Source organism: Corynebacterium sp. HMSC059E07 (assembly GCF_001814395.1).
In the GTDB taxonomy this organism is placed as follows: domain Bacteria; phylum Actinomycetota; class Actinomycetes; order Mycobacteriales; family Mycobacteriaceae; genus Corynebacterium; species Corynebacterium hesseae.
Window position 1 is genome coordinate 38,301 of sequence record NZ_KV816337.1, and the last position, 23,598, is coordinate 61,898.

Genomic DNA, 23,598 nt, shown 5'->3' on the forward strand with positions numbered 1-23,598 from the left:
ATGTCGAAATCAGACCTGAAAGCACGCCCAATCTACGCCAGGAAACAAGACTCGATCACAGCACATCTCAATATCGTGATGGCCGCACTAGCCGTGGCTCACCTGATGGAAACACGCAGTGGCCAATCCATCAAACGCCTCGTGAGAACACTCAAGAAATACCGCAGCTTTCAACTCGTCGCTGGCGGCGAAACCATTCACGCCGCCGTACCACTCCCACCCGACCTCACCGCCACCATCCAAGCAATCACCGGCCGCGAACTTCCGCACTAAATTGGCCTAAGTCAGGGACGCACTGATCAAGGCATCCCTAACGACTTCGCCTTACATGTGCTTGAGGCTTTCCTGTTCAAGCTCCGTGTAGCGCCACCTAGGATTGGGCGCACTTCTGGAGAAAAGTAGTTTGAAATACTTACGGGGCAAAAGTGACCTCCGTGAACACGCGTAAGTACTTCATTCATCCCCTCATCCGGGATCAACCCGGGAATAAGTAAAAGGCCAAACCTTAAAGTTGGTTTGGCCTTCCATTTTGTGCGGCCTGAGGGGATCGAACCCCCGACCTACTGGGTGTAAACCAGTTGCTCTTCCAGCTGAGCTAAAGCCGCAGTGCACTGTGTGCTCGCACAAGATTAGCCTATGGGCACCCGCAGCAACAAATCAGGGTGTAACTAGTCGCTGCGAATGCCGCGTGAGCAGGCATATCCTGCGCTAGCCCTTAAGGCTTCTTGGTGTAGCCGCGGGCTACAAGGCAGGAACCCTGCCACTCGCCGAGGCGCTCAGCCTTGGTCTGCACCAGACCAGCCAGCTGTGCGGATTCGGAGATCTCACCGGGCTCGAGGTTGCCCGGCTTTCCAGCACCTGGGGTCAGCAGCCAGATACGGCCCGAATCACCCAGGGGACGGGTGGCATCGACCAGCCCATCGACCAAATCGCCGTCCTCCGCGCGCCACCACAGCAGCACGAGGTCACACAGCTCGTCGGTCTCCTCATCGAGGAAATCCTCCCCCAACACGTCCTCGATGGACTCAGAAATCGTGGAGTCACAGTCCTCGTCCCAGCCAAGCTCCAGAGCAATCTGCCCCTCTTCGATGCCGAGCTTGGCTGCAAATCCCGTCACTCGCTGAGTTCCTTCCGATGAAGTAGTTGATGTCATGCAGAGTATTTTAACGTCTACGGTGCACTTTTTCGCGACGAACCTCCCCCATCTTCCCCAGTGGTGGACATTTTCCCCCATGAAACCACCCCTGGGGGCCTCCAAATGCCCCGCCGTGAAAGCGGCGCGTATCCTAGGAACAGATCTTTGTACTACGAACCAGGAGGATTTAATGGCCGACTTGGACGCCCACAACGGCGACTCCAACTTCCCCATCGTTCGCGATGGCGTGGCAGCATACTTGCACGACTCCGACCCGGAGGAAACCCGCGAGTGGATGGACTCCCTCGACGGTCTGCTGGACTCTTCCGATCCGGAGCGCGCCCGCTACCTCATGCTGCGTCTTCTTGAGCGCGCTACCGCCAAGCGCGTGCCGTTGCCGTCCCTGACGTCCTCGGATTTTGTCAACACCATCCCGACCTCCCTCGAGCCGGAGTTCCCGGGCGATGAGGAATTGGAGAAGCGCTACCGCCGCTGGATCCGCTGGAACGCGGCCATCATGGTGCACCGCGCACAGCGCCCGGGCATTGGCGTCGGTGGACACATTTCCACGTACGCAGGTGCTGCCCCGCTCTACGAAGTGGGCCTGAACCACTTCTTCAAGGGCAAGGATGATCCCTCCGGCGGTGACCAGGTCTTCTTCCAGGGCCACGCTTCACCGGGCGTCTACGCACGCGCCTTCATGGAAGGCCGCCTCACTGAGGAAGACCTCGATGGTTTCCGCCAGGAGCACTCGCGCGGCGAAGGCAAGGGCCTGCCGTCCTACCCGCACCCGCGCCTGATGCCGGACTTCTGGGAATTCCCCACCGTGTCCATGGGCCTTGGCCCCATCAACGCCATCTACCAGGCACGCTTCAACAAGTATCTGGAGAAGCGCGGCATTAAGGACACCTCCAAGCAGCACGTCTGGGCCTTCCTCGGCGACGGCGAGATGGATGAGCCGGAGTCCCGCGGTCTGCTGCAAATGGCGTCCCTCTACGAGCTGGACAACCTGACCTTCGTGGTCAACTGCAACCTGCAGCGTCTCGACGGCCCGGTGCGCGGCAATACCCAGATCATTCAGGAGCTGGAGTCCTTCTTCCGCGGTGCTGGCTGGTCCGTCATCAAGATTGTCTGGGGCCGCGGCTGGGACAAGCTGCTTGAAGCCGATAAGGACGGCGCCCTGGTCAACATCATGAACACCACCTCTGATGGTGACTACCAGACGTTCAAGGCTAACGACGGCGCCTACGTCCGCGAGCACTTCTTCGGCCGTGATGAGCGCACGCTCAAGCTGGTTGAGGACATGTCCGATGATGAGATTTGGGCACTGCGCCGCGGCGGCCACGACTACCGCAAGATCTACGCCGCATACGACAAGGCGCTGAGCTACGCGGGCACCGGCCGCCCGACGGTCATCCTGGCCCACACCATTAAGGGCTACGGCTTGGGCCACAACTTCGAGGGCCGCAATGCGACCCACCAGATGAAGAAGCTGACGCTGGAGGATCTGAAGCTCTTCCGCGATAAGCAGGGAATCCCGATCAGCGACGAGCAGCTCGAAGCCGATCCGTACCTGCCGCCGTACTACCACCCGGGCAAGGACGCCCCGGAAATCAAGTACATGCTGGAGCGCCGCAACGAGTTGGGTGGCTTCTTGCCGGAGCGCCGTGAGAACTTCGAAACTCTCACCACCCCGGATCTGTCCAAGCTGCGTTCGGTGCGCAAGGGCTCGGGCAAGCAGGACGTGGCAACGACCATGGCTCTGGTGCGTACCTTCAAGGAGCTCATGCGCGATAAGGAGCTGGGCAAGCGCGTCGTTCCGATCATTCCGGATGAGGCCCGCACCTTCGGCATGGACTCCTGGTTCCCGACTCTCAAGATTTGGAACCCGCGCGGCCAGAACTACGTCCCGGTGGATCATGACCTCATGCTCTCCTACCGCGAGGCTGCCGACGGCCAGATTCTGCACGAGGGTATTTCTGAGGCAGGCGCAGCCGCATCCTTCACCGCAGCTGCTACTTCCTACGCCACCCAGGGCGAGGCGATGATTCCGCTGTACATCTTCTACTCGATGTTCGGCTTCCAGCGCACCGGCGATGCCTTCTGGGCTGCCGGCGACCAGCTGGGCCGCGGCTTCATCATCGGCGCTACCGCCGGCCGCACCACCCTGACCGGCGAGGGCCTGCAGCACATGGACGGCCACTCCCCGATCCTGGCGTCGACCAACCCGGCCGTGGAGGTCTACGACCCAGCCTTCGGCTACGAGATTGCGCACCTGGTCCCGCGCGGTATCGAGCGCATGTACGGCGAGGACAACGAGCCGATCATGTACTACATCACCGTGTACAACGAGCCGGTCAAGCAGCCTGCCGAGCCGGAGAACCTCGACGTCGAGGGCCTGCACAAGGGCATCTACCACTACAACACCGCTGAGTCCGGCTCCATCCCGGCCAACATCCTGGCCTCCGGTGTGGGCATGTACGAGGCCCTGCGTGCACAGGAAATCCTGGCGGAAAGCTACGACGTCAAGGCGTCGCTGTTCTCCGTCACCTCGTGGGTCAAGCTGGCGCGCGACGGCGCTGCCCGCAACAAGGAAGCTCTGCGCAAGGGCGTTGAGCCGACCGAGGCATTCGCCACCTCCCAGCTCAAGGGCTTCGAGGGACCGTTCGTTGGTGTCTCCGACTTCGCCACGGACCTGCAGGAGCAGATTCGCCCCTACGTCCCGGGTGACTACATCGTCCTGGGTGCAGACGGCTTCGGCTTCTCTGATACCCGCGAGGGTGCCCGCCGCTACTTCAACACCGACGCCGAGTCCATCGTCGTCGCAGTCCTCGAGGGCTTGGCTCGCGAGGGCAAGGTGGAGCGCAGCACCGTGGAGAAGGCGGCTCGCGAGCTCAAGCTCGACGACCCGACGTCCACCCTCTCCACGTCCTCCGATGAGGACTAAGGCTAGAGCCTAAAACCTCAAGCCCCTTCTGCCTGAGCAGGAGGGGCTTTCTCATGTTCAGCTCATGTTCAAGCCGAGGGGCAACTGCCGTTGTTGCCAAAGTTCTGGCCAGATCTTGAATCAGAGGCTATAACTTTGGCAGAACGGGCAGTTCGGGCACCGCGCATGGCCCAACCGCCGCCGGCACAAGCCTCTGCCAAAATCAGCAGCAGGCCCTAGCTGCCCAGCACCCCATCGAGAACGCGCCCCAACGCCTTGGAGACCTCGCTGGGCTCCTCCAAAATCACCATGTGCCCGGCGCCGTCAATGACAGTCAGGGTGGAGCCCGGCCAGTGGCGGGCAATCACCTCCGATTGGCGGTGCGGGGTCACGATGTCATGCTGGCCCACCACGATTTCGCCCGGCACGCTGCGCAGCCGGGCCGTTGCGCCGAACTCGGAGTGCTCCACCAAGTCATCGAAGAAGCCCGCATAGCTCGACATCGGCGTATCCAGCAGCATCGCCACGTGGAATTGCAGCTTGTCCATTTGTGGAAAGCCCTGCAGCAGCGCCGCGAAGGCCGGGGCGATAAGCGCCGCCGCCTCGAAGCGCACGCGGTTGAGCCGACGGGGCAGCTTCAAGCACGCGCGGTAGACCGCGCCGAGGGTCTTCGATTCCAAGACACGCGCCACGCCCTCGGCCGCAAAGCGCTGCACCGAGGTAGCCACCAGCGCCATCCCCTCAACGCGGTGAAAGACATCCCGCGGGGCGCGGCGCAGCAGGTTAAGCGCAATCATTCCGCCCATCGAGTGCCCAAGCAGCACCAACGGCCCCTCGGCGGCACGCTCAGCGATGACGGCCAGCACGTCGTCGGCCGCGCCCCGAACCGTGCACTGCGCGGGAGTGACGTGGGTGGATTGGCCGTGGCCGCGGACGTCGACAAGCAGGCAGCGCACCGAAGGGTAGTTGCGGCGCACGTCGTTGACCTGGGAGTAGAAGCTCTCAGCAGACAGGCAGTAGCCGTGGATGAAAACCACGGTGACCTCCGCGTCCTGCGGGCCTACCTCGTACCACGCCACGCGCACGCCGTCGTTGTCCACGCAGCCCGAGTCCTTCACCCCGGTCAGGCCCGGCTCTGTCGTGAGATCATGCAACTGATCGTGGACGGTGTGCTCGATGGAGCGCATGCGGGGGCGGGCCCGGCGCGACCAGCTGCGGGCGATGGCGGAGGAACGTGCTCGAATAACCATGACATTTCAATACTAGACTGGGCCCCATGGCTAATGACCTTTCAGCGCAACTCCAAGCCCGCTTCGGCTCCGCGCCGGCAGAAGAAAAAGAAGCTTCCCCCGCCGGAGACGCATACGGCGAGCTCACCCGCCTCATCACAAAGGTGACCGGCGTGGAGGAAGGCCTGGAGCGCGAAGCGAAATTGGAGGACCTGGGGGTTGAGTCGCTCGAGCGCATCGAATTAGCCGTGCGCCTCGAGGAGGCCTGCGGGGTCCGCCTTAATGAAGAAACCATGCTCTCCGTCACCACGGTGGGCGAACTTGCTGATTATGTGGAGGAACACTCGTGATTTCCTATCTCTCAGACATGGACGGCGTCCTCATCAAGGAAGGGGAAATGATTCCCGGCGCGGATAAATTCATCCAGGCGCTGAAGGATAACAACATCGAGTACATGGTGCTCACGAACAACTCGATGTCCACCCCGCGGGATCTCTCCGCACGTCTGAAGAACACCGGTCTCGACATCCCGGCGGAGCGCATCTGGACCTCGGCGACGGCCACGGCGGCCTTCCTGTCCACCCAGGCCGGCCTGTCCACGGCCTACGTCGTGGGCGAGTCCGGGCTGACCACCGCTCTGCACGAGGCCGGCTGGATTCTCAATGACCGCGACGCGGACTTCGTGGTCTTGGGTGAAACCCGCACGTATTCTTTTGAAGCCATCACCACGGCTATCAACCTTATCCGCAACGGCGCGCGGTTCATCGCGACCAACCCGGACGTCACGGGCCCGGCCCCGCAGGGCGTGCTGCCGGCCACGGGTGCTGTCGCGGCACTCATTACTGCGGCGACCAACCGCGAGCCTTACTACGTGGGCAAGCCGAACCCAGTCATGATGCGCAGCGCTTTGAATAACATCGGCGCGCACTCGGAAAATACCGTCATGATCGGTGACCGCATGGATACCGACGTCAAGTCCGGTTTGGAGGCCGGCATGCGCAGCATCCTGGTGCGCTCAGGCATCAGTGATGACAGCATCATCGAGCGCTACCCTTTCCGCCCAACTCACGTCATTGACTCCGTGGCGGAGCTTCCGGAGCGCATCCTGGATCCCTTCGCGGACTAGGACTTAGACCGCACGCTTGACGACGCCCCTGAACCCGTACTCCCCCGCCAACATCTCCACGGCGCGGCCCAGTGCGTCCAGTTCGCTGGGCGTTCCCGTAATAACTTGCTGGCAGCCTATCCCGAGGCCGCCTGCGTTGTCAGGAACGCGGCCGCTAAGCGGATCCCATACTGGGTCGCGGTGCCAACGGGTACACCATTGGGCGGTCAGCGGGTCATCACCAGGCACTATGAACTCGCTTTCGCTGGCGATGCAGCGCGCCATGGCGCGCTCGATGGCAGGGCGCAGACTGCGCGGCATGCCCGAGATCTGCAGCACGGCGGTGCAGACCTCACCGCAGGCGCGGTTGGGCCAGCTATCTGCCGGGCTGCCAAGTGGGGTGGCTGAAGCGGCCGGCGCGGTGGCACCGGCCCGCTGCGGGTGAACGCGTTGATTCACTCCTTAAACTCCTTTGACGTGCGAGTGATGGCACGCCGGCATGCGCCGACGCAAGACGAGCTTCGTCTTCCCCTACGAACTTGTCTTCATCACGTCACTCGCGCCGAGGCGCGAACACCGCTTGGTGTCGCCGCAGTATGCGGCCACACGGTGCGTCGTTGTGTGCCCACAATTTTCCCCCGCCACTTGAGCCACAACAACCCTCAACCTGCGCTTAAGCCCCCACAGCCTCAACAAGAACTTGAGACTTCCACCCCGAAATTCGCCCCTTCAATCACTTCAGTCACATAAGTCAACGCGTGCAACACGCGCGCGTTGTCGCCACAGGTACCCCACTACCCCCGTTGCGGCGCCCTACGGTACGCCGCGACGACGCTCAACACCGTCATGCCACCCTGGCTAGCCCGCCTGGCACTCCTGCCAGATGGCCGTGTTGGTCTCAGCCCACAAAGGCTTGCACCACTCGCCAAAATCGCGGTCCGTCAGCGCAACCATGGCCCAGTCACCAGCCACCCACAGGTAGGTACCGCTCATGCCGAAGTGCCCCACGGCATCGGCGGGCAAGCCACCCATCCACTGCTGCTTCTCACCGTGGATTTCAAAGCCCAACCCCCACGTGCAGTCTTTGAAGCTGCCATAGCCGGGAACAATGCCGCGCAGACCGGGGAACTGAACGCTGCGCATTTCCTCCACCGTCGAAGGATCGAGCAGGCGCGGCGAATAGACCTCGCCGGCAAAGGCAGCGAGATCCTCCACGCTGGAGACCAAGCCATGGCCCGCTGACCCCTCCAGAGTTGTAGCCTGCATGCCCAGAGGAGCACACACGCCTTCAGCAAGGTATTCAGCAAATGGAATCTCGGTGGCCTTTTCTACTTCCTCGGCGGCCCATTCATAGCCGGCCGAGGAGTAGATGCGGCGCTCGCCGACGGGCTTTTGTTGCTCCCGAGTATCAAAGCCCACCCCCGAGGCATGGGCTAAAAGATGGCGCAACGTGGAGCCTTCAGGGCCTGCCGGCTGATCCAGCTCCACCGCCCCTTCTTCCACGGCCACCATCACCCCATAGGCGGCCACCAGCTTGGTCACGGAGGCCACCGGGAAGCGGCGGGAGACATCCCCCAGCTGCTCTACTACCTCGCCGCGGTGCAACAAGGCGGCGGCAACGGTATCGACGGGCCAGGACTCAAGGGAAGAAAATGCGCTCATGCGCCCAAGCTTAACGGGACTTAGCGCGGATCGATTTCGCAGCCTACTCCGTCACCGTCACGGTCGAACTTGGAGCGGAAACCTGGCTCACCCGCATAGATCGGGCGGCCTAGTGCGTTCCACACGTCTGCGCAGCGAGTAAAGGACGCGGGGGCAGGCTTCGGTGCCGGAGCCGGTTTAGGTGCGGGAGCCGGCTTGGGCGCCGGGGCTGGAGCAGGAGCCAGAGCTGGCTTCGGCGCGGGGGCGGGGGCAGGCTGCGGTGCAGGAGCAGGTGCCGGAGCTGGTGCCGGCGGAGAAGGGATGATGCCCGGCAGCGGGTTCGGAATGATGCGCTGCTGCACCGCCCAGTACACGCCACCGGCGGCAGCCGCGAGGACCGCTGCGGTAATGCCCACGCCGAGCGCAATCATTTCGCCTTCGGACGACTGCTGGAATTCGGCGTCATCCTCGTCCATGTTGGAGGAGCCAGAACCCTGGCTCGAGGAATCAGCTTCCTGGGAGGAGGAGTCAGACTCGGAGGAAACCGTTGCGGTTGCCTCGGCGTTAGGGGAAGTGTTCTCCGCCTGAGCAGGAACAACAACGGACAGTGCGACAGATACAGAAACAGAGGCGGCGAGGACCGCGCGAGAGAACTTCTTCATAAACTCAAGTTATATCCTGCAGCACTACCCCGCAGGAAATCGCGCTCATCCGAGGGCTACATCACGCTGGAAAGCCACAGCGAGCTGGAAGTCAGCAGCGGGCTACACCGCATGAGTTAACGGATGAGCCCGCCGCGCCGATATCAAAAATGTAGCGCATTACGTCGCTGCACTTCCCTATCACTCATATCTCTGATGCGCCCTCTCCACGCGCCTCTCTCATCTCTTTGTGGCGCCTCTCGGTGATGCCGCGGAGCTACATCACGGTGAACGGCTCTGCGGCTCCCTCAGAAACGATAGCGGAAGGCTGCTCATTCGCCGTGGGCGCGGGCGTTTCGGAGTTTTGCTCCACTGGGGCCTGGGTTTCGGCGTCCTGCGGATCCGCGGGGGCATACACAGCTTCGCTGTCCGGGGTGCTATCAGTTGGCGTGTCCGGATCAACTTCTGCCGTCGGCTCCTGTTCTGCGGAGCCCGTGGAGTCAGCAACCGGCGCCTCCTGAGGTGTGGTCAGTGGCGCGGAGGAAAGCGCAGAAGGTTGCGCCGACTCAGAAGTGGATTCGGACTGCCCCATCCACCGCGAGGGCGATAGCCACCCGGCGTCCACCCCATCAGGGTTAGCGGAGGAAAGCAGCAACAGGCCAACTACACCGAGGCCGGCGATGAGCCCCGTCGTTGAGGCCCGCACGCGCCCGCCAAGCGTCCAGAAATAGTTCCACTTGTTGTCCGGCTTATCGTCGCGCCAGATGCCGCGCTGATAATCGTCCTCTTCATCCTCCTCGGAGTCGTCCGCATAAGCCGGCCGGCCCGGCCCGTCATCTTTGCTGTCTTGGGGCATAGCGACGGCGTCGGCCGCAATGGCCTCCGTCTCCGCATCCGATGCCACGTCTTTGTGCGAAGGCTCCGCAGTATCTGCCGCCGGCATGATGGTGGTGGGGGCGTCGGCAGCGGGGACGTCGCCAAGCTCCTGCGAGACATCACCCGGCACGCCCTCAGCGGTGGGAAGCTTGTACAGATCCCAGAAGGTGGAGAGCAGCGCCGAGCGGATCGCGCGCTCCACCGCCCACTGGCGGGCGGGGTTGACCTGCACGAGGACGCGGTACTGCACCTGCCATGGCTGGCCGGCCGCAGTGGGGGCCGTGAGCCCAGTGGCGGGCAGAACGTCGAGCTCACCGGCCACATCCGCGTGGATGTCTGGGGCTTCAAGGGCTCGCTTCGAAATCTTTTCCACCTGTTCGGTGATCTCCGGCAAGGACTCGCCCTCGTGGACCGGGATTGCGATATCCACCACCGCGCGCGACCATTCTTGCGAGAAGTTCGTGACCACGCCCGCGGAACCATTCGGCACCATGACCACTTCACCGGTGGGCGTGCGCACCGTCGTCGTACGCAGGGTCAGCGAAACGACGGTGCCCTCCACGCCGGTTACACCGTCGAAGCTGACGTAATCACCCACGCCGAACTGCTTTTCCGAGAGGATGAAGAAGCCCGCGAGGAAGTCACCGATGATGGCCTGCGCGCCGAAACCGACGGCGGCCGAAACGACTGTCGCCGGGATAGCCGCGCCCAGGGGTGGCACCCCGACGTTGGCTAGCGCGGCCAACACAAGAAGGAAATAGGCAACCGCCTGCGCCACGTAGACCAGTGCACCGGCGAGCGCCAAACGCGCCTTGGTAGATTCTTGATTCTCATCCAGACGGGACTCAATGACCCGCACTGCCAAGCGGCCGATGCGCGGGATGAGAATCGCCAACAACAGCATTCCCAACAGCGGCAGGCCGTGATCCACGATGGCCTGCCACACGGCGAACAAGTAATACTTCAGCATTGCGCCAAGCCTAGTCCTTCAGCCTGACAGAACCCTTGGAGCCTTAAGCGCGGTGGATGAGATAGTAATTCGGAGTTGGCTTCCACGTGTAGCCCGCGGGGACGATGTCCTCGCCGAAAGCGCAGAAAGTCTTGGTCGTCCACAGCGGAATCGCCGGCATCTTCTCCAGCAACAGGCCTTGAGCCTCCGTGTAATGCTTTTGGGCTTCCTCCCGGCTCTTCGCCTGACCCGCCTTCTTCAGCAGCTCATCGTATTCAGAGCTGTTAAATCCTGATTCATTTTCCGAAGAGTAGGACGCATACAAAGGCACCAGGAAGGTAGATTCCTCTGGGAACTCCGCCTGCCAAATCGTGCGGAAGGCACCGGTGAGATGACGGGCAATCACCTCTTGTCTAAGGTCCTTCAAAGTGGCAAACTCATGGCCCTCCGCCGGCACGCCGAGGGTATCCGTCAGTTGCTTCGCCACGGCGTCGATCCAGGTCTTATGGCCGCCGTCGGTGTTATAGGAAATGCTGAAAATCCCATCAAACGGGTCTAGCTTTTCCGCCTGCTCCCACAATTCGCGGGCCTTATCCGGCTGGTAGGTCAAGACGTCGGCCCCCTCCGGTGTTGGCGGAATGGAACCGTCCAGCGGCGCGACGAAGCCGGTGGCGGGAAGCACCATTCCGTGGAAGATGTCCCGGGCCATTCCTTCGCGGTCGATTGCCATGGACAACGCGCGGCGGCGCAAGCGTCCGGCCTCACCGCGGAAGTTCGCATCGTTGGCGGGGATGGTGATTTCCATGATGGAACCGCCAGGTTTGGTCAAGGCGCGGGAGCCCAGTTCCTTTTCGAAGCTGCCTAGCTTCTCCGCTGGGATCCGCGTGAGCACATCCAGCTTGCCATCTACGAGGTCCTGGTAGGCCTGCTCCTCCGAGGAATACACCACGAACTTGATGCCTTCATTCTGCGGCGTTCGCGGCCCCTTGTAGCGAGGGTTCGGCACGAGGGTCACAGCCTTCTCGCGCTCCCAGGAAGCCAGCACATAAGGCCCGCTGCCGATGGGATCTGTTCCGCGATCGCTCAGCCTATCCTGGTCTTCGGAGCGCATGGGGAAAAAGACCGAGTATCCCAGGCGCTCGAGGAATCCCGCCGTGGGGCGTGAGAGCTCAATGCGGAAAGTTTTCGGCCCCGTCACCTTAAGGCCGCGCATTGACTTCCTGCCTTCGTGGAAGCCCAGGATTGGTTCAAAGTGATGCGCGGAGAGCAGCGACTGGCGCACCGCGGTATTCCACGTATCGACGAAGTCTTCTGCTTCCATGGTTGAACCGTCGGAAAACACGGCGTCATCCCTAATCACCACGTCATATGTCGTGTCATCGACCTGCGTGATGGATTCCGCCAAATCATAGTGAGCGCCACCGGTTTCATCCAGGTACATCAACCCCGAGTACACAAGGTTGATGATGGTCTGCCCCGGCACATCGTTGGAATCAGCCGGGATGAGGGTGCGCTGTGGCTCCGAGATATCCGTGGTGATGAGGTTCATGTCTGAGGTGTCGACGTTGCCAGGCTCCGCCGTGCATCCCGTCACCGTGGGCGCCACGACGCCCGACACCGCTAACGCCGCCAGCATGCCTAGAAAAGAACGCCTCGAAGTCACGCGTTCATCACCTCACTCTCACTAATACTTTAAAGGATCTAATCATCTCTCTTTTCATAACGGCGCATGAGCCTCTCCACCAATTCATCGGTGAGCTGGTCATCGGCCAAAATGCGGTCCAGAAGCTCGCGCGGTGAGGGCTCATCAGCGCTCGGGGTTTCATAGGAGTCACCGCTTAAATCCACGCCGAAATCGGGGGTTTCCGCCTCCGCGGGGGCCGGCTCCATCATCTCCGACATCTCCGCGACTTCCTCGTTGAAGGAATCAAGGAACTCGTTGGCGTCGATAGCCGCTTCCGCACGTCGCTTGCCGGCGCGCACTTCGCGCTCAATACGGCGCTGCAGTGCTTTCTCCATCTGGTTGTGGCGCCAGGAGCGGAGTTTGGTGGGTTCTAGACGACGCCCCACGGCCCTGCCTTTGCTCTCCGCCTTGCGCGCCATCACCATGACGTAAGCCGCGGTGTCATTGACCGGCGCCCACTCCTGGCGGGCGGGCACGCGCCACCCGGCCCAAATACCCAGCATCGTCATCACGAAGGAGACGACGGGCCCCAGGATGACTCCCCAGGCCAAGTATCCGGCCGAGTCCGCGCCGAGCACCACCAGGGCGCAAGCCACCGCGGGGATCACGGTGGGGGTGTTATCCCCGAAGACGGCGGGCTCGCGGCCCATGGCGATATCACGAATCATGGATCCACCGGTGGCTGTGAACACGCCCATCATGATGCAGGGAATCAGCGGCAGGCCATAGGCAATGGCCTTGAGCGCGCCTGTCGACGCCCACAATGCCGAGACCACCGCATCCCCATGGGACTGGACATAGTCCCACGTCTTGCCTTTGAAGTAGACGAAGCGGGCGATGATTGCGCCGGCGAACGCCAGGTAGAGATACTCCGGCTGACTCATCGCGGCGACGGTGCCGCGGTTGATCAGCACGTCACGAATCATGCCGCCGCCGAGGGAGGAGAACATCGCAATGAAGAAGAAGCCCACGATGTCATAGCCACGCTGGCGGGCCATGGTGCCGCCAATCATGCCCATGAGGAGAACACCAATGATGTCGGACCAGTAGTACAGCGACTCGATCAATGGGTCCATCTCGACAACGCTCATGGTGGTCATCGTATCGGGTAAGCCGCAAAAGTGGGGCCACCGGGGCTCGAACCCGGGACCAACGGATTATGAGTCCGTAGCTCTAACCGACTGAGCTATAGCCCCGCGTATTCCCCGCCTGCTTTTATGCACACAGCGAATCCGCTCCCAGCAACATTAATCGGCGGGCCCAGAAAACGGCAATTTAGGCCCCTGAAATCGCTGTCTGAGCTTCAGCAGCGCTCTTCCGCCCTTTCACCCGCCACGACGGAGCCAAGGCACGCTTCTGCTCACTTTTGGCCGGGCTGAGTTTCAGGGCGCTGAGATAACGGCCAAGCCTATTCCTTCTTCTTCATTCTTCTGGCTTGCCTGCGCGCGCGGCGTCGCGCGCGCTTTGCTTTGCGGATGTCCACGACCCACCGCGGAACAAAAGGCCACGGAAGCGGAACCCCAATCGCCCCCGTAAACCCAATGACTCCAATGACGAAAGCCGCCACGAGCGGAACAATCAGCACCGTTTCGACGGACTCGGGAAGGTTTGCACTTGCCACCAACCCTGTGGCACCGGCCGCGCCCATAATGAGCGTGCCATAAGGATAAATGAAGAGGACGCCATCGCTTTCTGCACCTGTTGCATCGGCTGAGTCGTACCACTCTTCTGATTGAGGATTCCTCCGCACGCCCCGGATATAGAAAGGCCAGTAGGCCACCATGACCAGCACTAAACCGACACACACAAGCAGCCCAGTGATATCTCCGTCCATAGGATGCGGCCTCCTGTGGTTGCTGGTTGCGGTATGTCAACAGACGCTACCAGCGACTGCTGGAGTGAGTCCGAAATCCGGATGAGGGCACGCACCCGGTTCTAAGACAGCCTTCTAGGATCCGGCATGCGTGAGCCTGTAGTGTCGCGACCATGAGGCTCCTTTCCTTTAGCGTGTCTAACTTCCGCAGCATTCGCGCCACGCAGACGCTTTCGCTGTACCACCACTGGCAGCACTCCACCGCCCCGGAGGAAGGATGGGCACAGATCAGCGAGCCCACCGCCGTACTCATCGGTCCCACGGCGTCGGGAAAGAGCAGCGTCCTCAATGCCCTCGCCTTCGCCCTGCTCGCCATCGAATCCTCCGCCACCACCTGGCTTGCCGACGCCCCACCCAACCAACTCCCCCACGCCCCGTACCGCCTGGATCCCCGCACGCAGCGCCTGCCCAGCACTTTTGAGCTGGATTTTGAGCTCGATGGCGTGCGCTACCTCTACGGATTCCAGTGGAGTTTCACCGGCGTACACGCGGAATGGCTCAGCCGCGTGCCATCGACGAGGTGGAGCCCCTGCTTCGTGCGCACCCGCGGTGAGGAGGTGCAGTGGACGAGATCCTTTATGGATCGGGGGGATGCGGCCAAGCTCGGCCCCGTTGCGGACACCGAGCTAATCCTCTCCGCCGGCCTGCGCGATGGCCACCCGGTCCTCGCACCGCTGGCCCGTGCCCTGGTGCACGACGTGGCCTACCTGCCGCACGGGCACTCTTCCATCAGCACGTCCTCACGCATCACCACCCTCATCCGGACTGGCAAGCTGCACCTGCATGAGGCTGCCGCGCTGCTGCGCGCGGCCGATGCCGGTATCCACTCCGTGCGGCTCAACCAGGACCACATCCCGGAGCACGTCTTCCGCCAGATGCGCCCGGTCATCGATGCGCTTAGCCACAGCGACGGCAGCATCCGCCGCCCCGACGAGTTCCGCGGCTACACCGATGCGGAGATTGAATCCTTGCTGCACGCCATCATCGTGGAGCACAAGGCCGATGATTCCTTCTACGAGCTGAAGCTGACCGATGAATCCGGCGGCACGCAGAACTGGATGGCCACCGCTCCCCTGGTTCTCGATACCCTGCGCCGCGGCGGAATCCTGGTGGCCGATGAGCTGGATTCCGCCCTGCGCCCAGCACTCCTCGACTTCATCATCCAGGCCTTTCGCGAACCCAGCATCAACGTCAACGGCGCGCAGCTCATCTTTGCCTCCCACACCTTCAGCGTCCTCGAGCGCGCCGGCGAGCTGGGCCTGCGCGCCGAGAGCTTCTGGTCCGTGGAGAAGACCTCCGCCGGCGAATCAGAGCTGCACAACCTCAGCGACACATCCATCTCACTAGACAACCCCGATGCCACCCACCGATTTCTGCGCGAGCGTTACGGCACCGCCTCCCGCGAGGCACTGGCTGCGCTGCGGGAGCTTGTCACGGACGGTGCATGAAAAGGGCGGGCGTTTGGCAACGACTCCCTCCAACGAATTAATACACCTTCACGGTCTGCGCTTAGACGCGAAGAGAGATCGCTAGGTAAAAGGCCTCTAGAAAAGCTCTGGAGCCTACGCGGCTCCAGGCGACAACGTTCCGGTGACCGGCTCGTCGTGGCTATGTTCTAAACAATTCAGAAGCTCTAATTCAAGAGTTGAGCTCCAAAAATCGTTGATCCATAGTAGGTTTATTCATTCCAATTAGCTCGGCGCATCCAAAACTCAAGCACCCACCGCAGGACTTCGAAGCTTTGAACCAGTCTTCGCTGCACGTGTCCGGCACACCTGTCAGAATCAAGACATGTCTGTTGAAGCACGCGCCCTCTCCCTCCGGCGCCTGATGCGCGATTCCGCCGCCATCCGGCTCCTGGCTGCGGACAACGCGCCCGTGATTCTGGCGTTGATTGCAGAGTACTTCCCCCGCGGCACCCGGGCGCGCCCAGCAGCAGAGGTATACGAGCTCATGGTCACCGATTTCGAAGTTTTGGCCAGCGAATTTTCCATGCCCCGCACACCACAAAACTACTGCAATGACTGGGTCAAAGCCGGCTGGTTAATCAGAAAGTCCGGCAAGAGCTCCCACGGTGAAACGCTCGAACCCAGTGAAGATGCGCTCTCGGCACTCGAAGCCATCGAGCGCTGGGAAGCACCGGTGACCGCGGTGACGGCCTCACGGGTGGAGTCGATCAGCTCGGCGCTGCAAAGGCTGGCGCGGGATACCAACGAGGACATCGCTAGCCGCGTGGCCAGCTTGGAAGCAGAACGTGACCGCATTAACCGCGAGATTGAGAAGGCACACCTCGGGCAGTTTGAAAGCCTCACCGCCGCGGAGACGGAAGAGCGCGTCCAAGACGTACTGAACATGGCCATGGCCGTACCGAGCGATTTCGCCCGGGTTCGCCATGAGCTTGAGGCCCTCAACCACCAGCTGCGCCGACAGCTCTTAGATCCGGAGGGCTACCGCGGCGAGGTGCTGGAGGAAATCTTCAACGGCGTGGACCACATTGCGGAATCGGAGGCCGGGCGCAGCTTCCGCGGCTTCTATTCCCTCCTGATGGATAGGGAGCGCAGCGCCTGGTTGGACCAATGGATCAAGGAGGTTCTGGAAAGCGAGCCCGGGCAGCAGCTCGCCCCGGACAGGAGGCAGCGGCTGCGCAGCCTCTTTCGCGATATGGAGGAGACCAGCTTCGAGGTCAACCAGACCATGACCGGGCTGGCACGCAGTTTGCGCAACTACGTCTCCTCCGAGCAATTCGCGGAGGACCGGCGCATGATTGAGCTGCTGCGCGAGGCCCGCGGCATGGCCATTGATGCCGCACAAAACTCCGAGCTGAAGGCCTTTCACCGGATGGACACACCGCTGCAGCGCATCGGCATGTCGATTCACTCGGTCTCCCGCATCCGCCTGGCCAACCCCGGGCGGGAAGTCGTGGAGGAGGCGCCAGTGGCCTACCAGCCCGGCACAGAAGACCCACAGGCGCTTTATGAGCTGGTGCGCGAATCAGAAATCGACTTCGAAGAATTGCACGAGGCGGTACGCGGGGCCGTCGCCAAGTCCGACCCCTGCACTATTGGCCAGGTGCTGCAGGCCTATCCCCCGACGCAAGGTCTGGCCAGCGTGGTGGGTTTGGTACATATCGCGGATTCCCACCCGCTGCCCTCGCTGAAAGAAGCACACGAGACGGTCACGTGGATCGAAGAAGACGGTACCGTGCGTTGCGCCCAGATCCCCACCATGTATTTCGATCACACCACCGTTAAGGAGCTACAGTGACCGCCGTCAATAGCCCCCGCGTCGATGCCGCGCACGAGCCACCGCTGTGGGAACACGATAAAGGAACGCTGACCTATCATTCGCGGCGCGCGCTGGTGCAGCTGCTGCAGGGCCCGCTCATTCGCGCGCAAAAGGAACCGGTACTGTGGGCGGCGATTATCTCCGACGAGGAGAACCTACGCGCCCGGTTGCACGAGGTGTTCCTGGAGCTCGTCGTGGATGAGACGGAAGGCTTCGCATTCACCCGCATGGTGGAGGAAGACAGCGTGAGCATCCCGCAGGTGCTGCGCACGGACAAGCTCAAGCACATCGACACCGCCATCTTGTTGAACCTGCGCCAGGAGCTCGGCCTCACCCTGCCCGGCGAGCGCGTCATCGTGGACGTGGAGGATCTCCGGGAAAGCATCGGCTATGTCCGCGCGGTGGATAACCGCGACGAGGCCGGCTTCACCAAGCGCTTCAACGCGGCAATGAAACGCATACAGAATGACTATTCCCTCATCAGCGCCACCGAAACCGAGGGCCGGTTTGAGGTTTCCCCGGTGCTGCGCCAGCTTTTCGACGCCTCCACGGTCTCCGCCATCCGGGATGAATACGCCCGCCTGGCGCAGACGGAAGACCAGGATGAGCAGGACCCGGAGCAGCTCCAAGAGCAGGAGGTTGCCTCCGATGACTAAGAACACCACCTACTACCCCGGACAATTCCGCATCAGCCGCATCCAGCTGATTAACTGGGGCACTTTCCACGGCTACTTCTCCATCCCAGTAGCCCGCAAGGGCTTCCTCATTACAGGCGGCTCGGGTTCCGGCAAGTCCACGTTGCTCGATGCCATGTCCGCGGTTCTTGTTCCGCAAAGTCACGTGAAGTTCAACGCGGCGTCGCAACAGGACCTCGGGCGGCACAACGGGCGCAACCTCGTCTCCTATGTGCGCGGCGCGTGGCGGCAACGGGAGAACACGCAGACCGGTGAGATCGCCCCCGAGTACTTGCGGGAGGGCGCCACCAACTCGGTCGTGGCGCTGACCTACGATAACGGCGCGGGCAAGCAGCACACCCTCATCGCTATCTTCCGCCTCAACGGCGGTGAGAACTCAGTAGGCCAGATCAAGAAGTTGTATGGGCTGGTGCCGGGCGACGAGGACATCGACAAGCTCAGCCCTTTGCTCACCCGCAGCCTGGACACCCGCAAGATTAAGGCAATGTACAAAGGCCCCGGCGCGTCCTTCACGACGACCTACACCACGTTCGCAGACCGCTTCCGCAAACGCCTAGGCATCAAGAATGTGGAGGGCCAGCTGCTTCTCCACCGCACGCAATCCGCGAAGTCCCTCTCCAGCCTGGACCAGCTCTTTAGGGACTACATGCTGGACCGTCCGGCTACCTTTGAGAAAGCGGATGAGGCCGTCGAGCAATTTGAGGATCTGCGCCAAGCCTATTTAAGGGTCGAGGACGTCAAGGCCCAGATTGATACGCTCGCTCCCCTGCCCCAGCTGCATTCCCAGCGCACAGGCGCGGAGGCGGACAAAGCACAAGCGGAGGCCATGGCGGAGGCACTGCCAGCGGTCCGCGCCCGCTTGGTGGCAGAAGAACTGGACGTTCGCATTCGCGCCCTTTCAGCGCAGTTGGCCGAAGCCCAGTCGGAAGCCGCATCTCTTGAGGCCGATGTTGCTCACCTCGATGACGCAGAGCGCCTCGCCGCAGTGGCCGTCTCCCAGCTCAGTTCGGGTGAGCTCGATGCCTTAAGGGCCAAGATAGAAACCGCCGAAAAGGAGATTGAGCACCGCACGAAGGAGTTCCAGCGCCTTAGTGCAGCGGCAGGCCAGTGGACTGATCACTACGAGCTCAGCCCGCATGGCTTCGCCCAACTACAGGCCAATGCGAAGATCCGCATCGCGGACTTCGAGGCCGATTTCGAAGACCTCATCAACCAGCAACAGGAGGCCGGCGTGGCCGCCCGCGACGCCGCCACCGCCTGCTCCACGCTGGACAGCGAGCTGCGCTCCTTCAGCTCGCGGAGAACCAACATCGATAAGACCTTGGTGGAGCTGCGCTCGCAGCTGGCCCGCGATACCGGTTATGCCGAGTCCGAGCTCCCCTTCGCCGGCGAGCTTATCGATATCAGCCCGCACCAGAGCGAGTGGGAGCCGGTGATCCAGAAGCTACTGCACAACTTCGCCGCCACCCTGCTCGTGCCCGAAGCCGCGCGGGAGGCCATCAACCAGTGGGTCAATTCCCGCAACGTGGGCACGCGCTTGGAGTACCGCACCATCCCGGAGTTTGCCCCAGCGCCGGCATCCGCACGCAGCCCGCGGCAGCTCATCCACAAGCTCGAGTTCCAAGACCACGCCATGGCGAGCTGGGTTCGCCACCACATTTCGCGCCGCTTCAACTACGAATGCGTGGACTCCGTAGCGGAATTGGAAAAAGTCACCAAGACCCCAGCCATTACCCGCGATGGCCTGGAGAGCCGCCCCAAGGACAAGGACGGCTCAACGCGCTTCATCAAGGATGACCGCACGCGCTTTAGCGGCATCGCCTGGTACCGGGTCGGCTCCACCAACACCGCCAAGATTGAGCTGCTGCGATCCCAGCTCACCGAAGCCAAGGCCACCGCCCGCGCTACGGCCAAGCGGGTTCAGGACTTTAACCGGAAGATGGACATCCTGCGCTCCCAGCGCGATAAGGCCCAGCAGGTGCTGGATACCTCATTCCAGGACATCGACACCGCCTCCGCCGAGGCCCGCAAGCGTGATCTGCAAGAACAGTTTGACTCACTGGCTTCCTCCCCGGAGGCCCAGGCGCTGGCCGCCGCGCACGCACAGGCCAAGCAGAAGCTCGATGCCGCCCGCGCCAGACTCAACGAGGCGCAGAAACACCTGGGCAACGTCGAAGGCGAGCTCGAGCGCTCCACCACACGCCGCCGCGGCATCGGCCCCGTGCCGGAGATCGCGGACAAGGACATTGAGACAGCAGTCGTTGAAGCCCTGCACAAAGGCAAGCGCAGTCTCACAATCGATGACATCGATGCCCGCCGCGATGAAGTCCAGGCCAGTTTGCAACAGACCTCCCGCACGGCCGCGCGCCGCATCGAGGAGGCCAACGACAAGATCGTCTCCGTCCTGCACGCCTACCTGTCCGAGTGGCCCGCGGAGGCCGCCGACTTGGAACCGCAGGCCAGCTTCGCCGGCGAGGGCATCGAGAAGCTCAAGTTCCTCCGGGCAGACCGCCTGGCTGATTTCCGCGCCCGCTTCCTCGAGTTGCTCAACGGCCAGACGGTGCGCAACCTCTCCCACCTGGCCACGGATCTGCGCCGCGCCCGCAGCGATATTGAGATGCGCATGGACTACATCAATAAATCCCTGGAGCGCTCACCCTTCAACGGTGAGCGCACCCTGCGCATCGACGTCAAGGACGCCCGCGGCCAGGTGGTCCAAGAATTCCAGCGGGATCTCGATGCCGCCACCTCCTACAGCCTGGCGGAAGCCACCGAAGATAATCCAGCGGCAGCCATTGCGCGCTACCACGCCTTGGACAAGATCTTAAGCCGCCTCGGCTCCAGCCAGCCGGAGGATATCCGCTGGCGCAACGTGGTTTTAGATACCCGCCGGCACGTTAGCTTTGTCGGCCGCGAATGCTACCCCGATGGCACGACGGCCAACACCTATCAGGACTCCGCCTCGCTCTCTGGCGGCCAGGCGCAGAAGCTCGTCTTCTTCTGCTTGGCCGCAGCCCTGCGTTTCCGCCTCGCGGAACCTGACCAGGACGCGCCCACCTATGGGTCCATCATCTTGGATGAGGCCTTTGACCGCGCGGATCCCGCTTTCACCCGCACGGCCATGTCCGTCTTCGCGTCCTTTGGATTCCACATGATTCTGGCCACGCCGTTCAAGCTCATCCAGACTCTCTCGCCCTATGTGGACGGCACCATCGTGGTCAGCTACGACGAGCCCACCATCGACGGCCGCCCGCAGGCACGGACGGGCTACAAGCTTATCGACGCCTCCACCACCCACGACCCCCAACAACCCGACCCCAAGGACTCCGACGATGCGGACTCCTAAAGACCTACAGGGGCATGCCGCCAAATACCTGCGCAACCACTTCGCCGAAGCGCTCGCCGATCCCACCGCGCTCAACCTTGACTGGCCGCTGCACCCGCCAACAGCTACGGCCGCCTCCCGCGATATCAAGGCCACGAGGGACTTCATCCGCGCCTGGCAGCGCTGGCCGAACCAGGACGAGGTCATCTATGAATCCCGGAATTGGTCCCGCGCAGGCCTTGGCACCAACGACGTTCCCACACGCGTAGTGCTCACCGGTGCCGCGCGCATCGCTGCCGCCGCGGGCCTGATGCCTGACTACAACCGGGCCCTCCAGCGCGCCCAGGACATCGCCGCCATTTTCCCGGCGAGCACCGACTTTGCCGCGACCGTCCGTCGCACGTACAACCAGTGGAAGGACTTAAGCGCCTACGACCTGCGCTGCCTTGGGCCGTGTCTGACCTGGCTGCGCGCGAACCCCAATTCCGGTGAATGGGAGCGCGCCGTGCCGGTCGAAGGTGTGGACGGCAAATGGATAGGCACCCACCGCCGCCTGCTCCTTTCGCTCCTCGCACCCTTCGGCATCACGGACTTGGGCCTGCGCCGCAGCGATGCCCGCCTGCGCCTGCGCTACCTCAACTACGCACCAGCGCTCTCTGATATAGAAATCCCCCTCGCCGACGCCGCCGAGCTCTTCCCGGACACCCCGCCCCGGGTGCTCATCGTGGAGAACAAACAAACCTTCCTAGCACTTCCCACGCTTGCCGACGCCTCCCCAACCACCATCGCCATCCTCGGTTCCGGCACCGCCGCCCACCAACTCCAGGCACTGTGCTGGCTACATCACGCCGACATCACCTACTGGGGTGATCTTGACGCCGCCGGCTTTGCCATCCTCAACGCCGTGCGCGCCCACTTCCCTCACACCAGGTCCCTCCTCATGGACACCGCCACCGTCACCAAATTCCAGCACCTAGCCGTCCCCGACCCCGGCGACGGCTCCGCCACGCTTACCCACCTCACCACCGAAGAGCAGCGCGCCTACCGCTTGCTTTACACCAAAGGAAGGCTGCGCATCGAGCAGGAGCGGATTCCTTTTGTGCACGCCAACGCAATGGTCCAAGAGGCCCTCGGTGGCGGCTCAACGCAAAGCCACTAACACCCCAAGCACACTAAAAATGACCCTCACCTGCCAGTAGCCCCGGTGAGGGTCGAGCAGCTGTACGCAAAGTAGGACTGCCCCTACCAAGAATTATGCCCAACGAGCGCAGAGATAGTCAACGCCTGCGTCGCAATAATGAGCCGGCAGTCAATCGTCTCGATGAAGCAAACATCAATCTACGAAGCCATCATCACCAAGCCCATCAAGGTACACGCTCCAACTTTTAAAGACATCAGCAAGCAGATGTAATGGTGCTTCATCAACGTCGTCGCAGTGCCGAAACTCCTTTAGGCTGAATGCTGCCGCGCCGACCGCGATAGCGGTTCGGATAGCCACTTCGTAGGTTTCAATTGCATTGCCGCAGCTTCCGATATCTGCTGAGATCGCTATTTCAATTTGGCGGACTACATTGTGGTGCACTGATCGATTGAACTCGTTGTACATCTCACGACCTTTAAACCCATCAAAATACGTCTCAACCAGATCCGTATACGGCAATAGTCTGTGACGCCTGCCGTACCCCTGCGATGCAAACGCTTGCCTAATTTTTTGATGCGCCTCCAAAGCGTCATGAAGCTTGGAATCGGGCCTTGCAGCGTCAGAGTTCTCGTACCCATTTATCACGACGTTTACCGCTCGAGCGGTTCTAACCCACGGGTCTTCTTGCTCATTCACATACATTACTAGAGCAGCGTTTTCTAGAGCAGGCCTGGCAAGAATTGATGGTGTAAGCGGATACCGAATATCGGACTTCAGCAACAGGCCGATCGAGTGCAAAGCTGCACCCGCGGCTTGCAAGGCCGCCGCTGTTAGCTCATCAGGAAGTCGAGAAATCCCCCATTTTTGAGCCCCACGAATCTTAGGCTCAAATTCCGCCTCAAGGGCATCCGCAGCTTCTGCAGTAAGAACTCGAGGTGAACGAGCCATCTCATTTACAGTGTGCGCTGCGACCTCACAATGTGCGCCAAGCCCCTTCAGAGGAAAGTAGTGCTCATACTCAGCAAACGAGTTTTCCAACGGATAACCCTGCACAAACTATCACCCCATAGCCTTTCGCACATGTTCACTATAC

The 23,598-nt window shown here is 61.9% G+C and carries 18 protein-coding genes, 2 tRNA genes and 1 pseudogene; 9 read left to right on the top strand and 12 right to left on the bottom strand.

Annotation, left to right across the window (positions count from 1 at the left end; all coding sequences use genetic code 11):
• A pseudogene (locus HMPREF2967_RS13310) lies at window positions 1-273 on the top strand (transposase); the annotation flags it as partial.
• A 259-nt stretch (window positions 274-532) separates the two neighbouring features.
• Here the strand turns inward: HMPREF2967_RS13310 and HMPREF2967_RS12215 are convergent.
• A tRNA-Val gene (locus tag HMPREF2967_RS12215) sits at window positions 533-605 on the bottom strand.
• A gap of 110 nt (window positions 606-715) precedes the next feature.
• Window positions 716-1,153 (bottom strand): DUF3052 domain-containing protein, encoded by a 438-nt coding sequence (locus HMPREF2967_RS12220; protein WP_070517365.1) that lies wholly within the window; start codon window positions 1,151-1,153, stop codon window positions 716-718.
• A 172-nt stretch (window positions 1,154-1,325) separates the two neighbouring features.
• On the opposite strand from HMPREF2967_RS12220, the gene aceE reads away from it, so the two are divergent.
• Window positions 1,326-4,082, top strand: a complete 2,757-nt coding sequence (gene aceE, locus HMPREF2967_RS12225; RefSeq protein ID WP_070532701.1) for a pyruvate dehydrogenase (acetyl-transferring), homodimeric type — start codon at window positions 1,326-1,328, stop codon at window positions 4,080-4,082.
• 215 nt (window positions 4,083-4,297) lie between these two features.
• Here the strand turns inward: aceE and HMPREF2967_RS12230 are convergent, their stop codons facing one another.
• Window positions 4,298-5,311 (bottom strand): alpha/beta fold hydrolase, encoded by a 1,014-nt coding sequence (locus HMPREF2967_RS12230; RefSeq protein WP_070686744.1) that lies wholly within the window; start codon window positions 5,309-5,311, stop codon window positions 4,298-4,300.
• Between the two features lie 26 nt (window positions 5,312-5,337).
• Here HMPREF2967_RS12230 and HMPREF2967_RS12235 point away from each other — a divergent pair, with 26 nt between their 5' ends.
• Window positions 5,338-5,640, top strand: a complete 303-nt coding sequence (locus HMPREF2967_RS12235; RefSeq protein ID WP_070519714.1) for an acyl carrier protein — start codon at window positions 5,338-5,340, stop codon at window positions 5,638-5,640.
• On the top strand, window positions 5,637-6,416 hold the full coding sequence (locus tag HMPREF2967_RS12240) for an HAD-IIA family hydrolase (RefSeq protein ID WP_070562692.1): 780 nt from the start codon (window positions 5,637-5,639) through the stop codon (window positions 6,414-6,416). Before HMPREF2967_RS12235 ends, HMPREF2967_RS12240 begins: the two co-directional genes overlap by 4 nt.
• A gap of 3 nt (window positions 6,417-6,419) precedes the next feature.
• On the opposite strand, the gene HMPREF2967_RS12245 is transcribed toward HMPREF2967_RS12240, so the two are convergent.
• The 8 genes from HMPREF2967_RS12245 to HMPREF2967_RS12280 all read right to left on the bottom strand — a co-directional run bounded on the left by HMPREF2967_RS12245 (window position 6,420) and on the right by HMPREF2967_RS12280 (window position 14,020).
• Window positions 6,420-6,854, bottom strand: coding sequence for a hypothetical protein (locus HMPREF2967_RS12245; protein WP_070686746.1), 435 nt, complete (start codon window positions 6,852-6,854; stop codon window positions 6,420-6,422).
• 399 nt (window positions 6,855-7,253) lie between these two features.
• Window positions 7,254-8,057: a serine hydrolase domain-containing protein gene (locus HMPREF2967_RS12250; protein WP_070686749.1), complete on the bottom strand. Its 804-nt coding sequence runs from the start codon at window positions 8,055-8,057 to the stop codon at window positions 7,254-7,256.
• A 20-nt stretch (window positions 8,058-8,077) separates the two neighbouring features.
• Entirely contained in the window at window positions 8,078-8,698 is a 621-nt protein-coding gene (locus HMPREF2967_RS12255) for an excalibur calcium-binding domain-containing protein (protein WP_070686751.1), read from the bottom strand.
• 256 nt (window positions 8,699-8,954) lie between these two features.
• Window positions 8,955-10,523 (bottom strand): mechanosensitive ion channel domain-containing protein, encoded by a 1,569-nt coding sequence (locus HMPREF2967_RS12260; protein WP_070686754.1) that lies wholly within the window; start codon window positions 10,521-10,523, stop codon window positions 8,955-8,957.
• 43 nt (window positions 10,524-10,566) lie between these two features.
• Window positions 10,567-12,165 (bottom strand): peptide ABC transporter substrate-binding protein, encoded by a 1,599-nt coding sequence (locus HMPREF2967_RS12265; RefSeq protein WP_232770865.1) that lies wholly within the window; start codon window positions 12,163-12,165, stop codon window positions 10,567-10,569.
• 38 nt (window positions 12,166-12,203) lie between these two features.
• Window positions 12,204-13,277 (bottom strand): trimeric intracellular cation channel family protein, encoded by a 1,074-nt coding sequence (locus tag HMPREF2967_RS12270; RefSeq protein WP_070686789.1) that lies wholly within the window; start codon window positions 13,275-13,277, stop codon window positions 12,204-12,206.
• Between the two features lie 31 nt (window positions 13,278-13,308).
• Window positions 13,309-13,382: transfer RNA gene (locus HMPREF2967_RS12275), tRNA-Ile, on the bottom strand.
• 212 nt (window positions 13,383-13,594) lie between these two features.
• The gene (locus HMPREF2967_RS12280) at window positions 13,595-14,020 is read right to left on the bottom strand and encodes a hypothetical protein (protein ID WP_070686758.1); all 426 of its coding nucleotides are present in this window, start codon (window positions 14,018-14,020) and stop codon (window positions 13,595-13,597) included.
• A gap of 152 nt (window positions 14,021-14,172) precedes the next feature.
• Between HMPREF2967_RS12280 and HMPREF2967_RS12285 the strand changes: the two genes are divergently transcribed.
• The 5 genes from HMPREF2967_RS12285 (at window position 14,173) to HMPREF2967_RS12305 (ending at window position 22,523) form a co-directional block, all read left to right on the top strand.
• A complete protein-coding gene (locus HMPREF2967_RS12285; protein ID WP_070686760.1) occupies window positions 14,173-15,507 on the top strand; it encodes an AAA family ATPase in 1,335 nt (444 codons plus the stop codon).
• A 343-nt stretch (window positions 15,508-15,850) separates the two neighbouring features.
• Complete coding sequence (locus HMPREF2967_RS12290; RefSeq protein ID WP_070686763.1) at window positions 15,851-17,323, top strand: DUF3375 domain-containing protein; 1,473 nt, start codon at window positions 15,851-15,853, stop codon at window positions 17,321-17,323.
• Window positions 17,320-18,000 carry a DUF4194 domain-containing protein gene (locus HMPREF2967_RS12295; protein WP_070686764.1) on the top strand — a complete coding sequence of 227 codons (681 nt, stop codon included), beginning with the start codon at window positions 17,320-17,322 and terminating at the stop codon, window positions 17,998-18,000. The genes HMPREF2967_RS12290 and HMPREF2967_RS12295 overlap by 4 nt, the downstream gene beginning before the upstream one ends.
• Complete coding sequence (locus HMPREF2967_RS12300; RefSeq protein ID WP_070686766.1) at window positions 17,993-21,385, top strand: ATP-binding protein; 3,393 nt, start codon at window positions 17,993-17,995, stop codon at window positions 21,383-21,385. Before HMPREF2967_RS12295 ends, HMPREF2967_RS12300 begins: the two co-directional genes overlap by 8 nt.
• On the top strand, window positions 21,372-22,523 hold the full coding sequence (locus HMPREF2967_RS12305; protein WP_070686768.1) for a DUF3322 domain-containing protein: 1,152 nt from the start codon (window positions 21,372-21,374) through the stop codon (window positions 22,521-22,523). The genes HMPREF2967_RS12300 and HMPREF2967_RS12305 overlap by 14 nt, the downstream gene beginning before the upstream one ends.
• Before the next feature lie 174 nt (window positions 22,524-22,697).
• Here HMPREF2967_RS12305 and HMPREF2967_RS12310 read toward each other — a convergent pair whose 3' ends face one another.
• A complete protein-coding gene (locus tag HMPREF2967_RS12310; RefSeq protein WP_070562651.1) occupies window positions 22,698-23,558 on the bottom strand; it encodes a hypothetical protein in 861 nt (286 codons plus the stop codon).
• Window positions 23,559-23,598 lie beyond the last annotated feature (40 nt).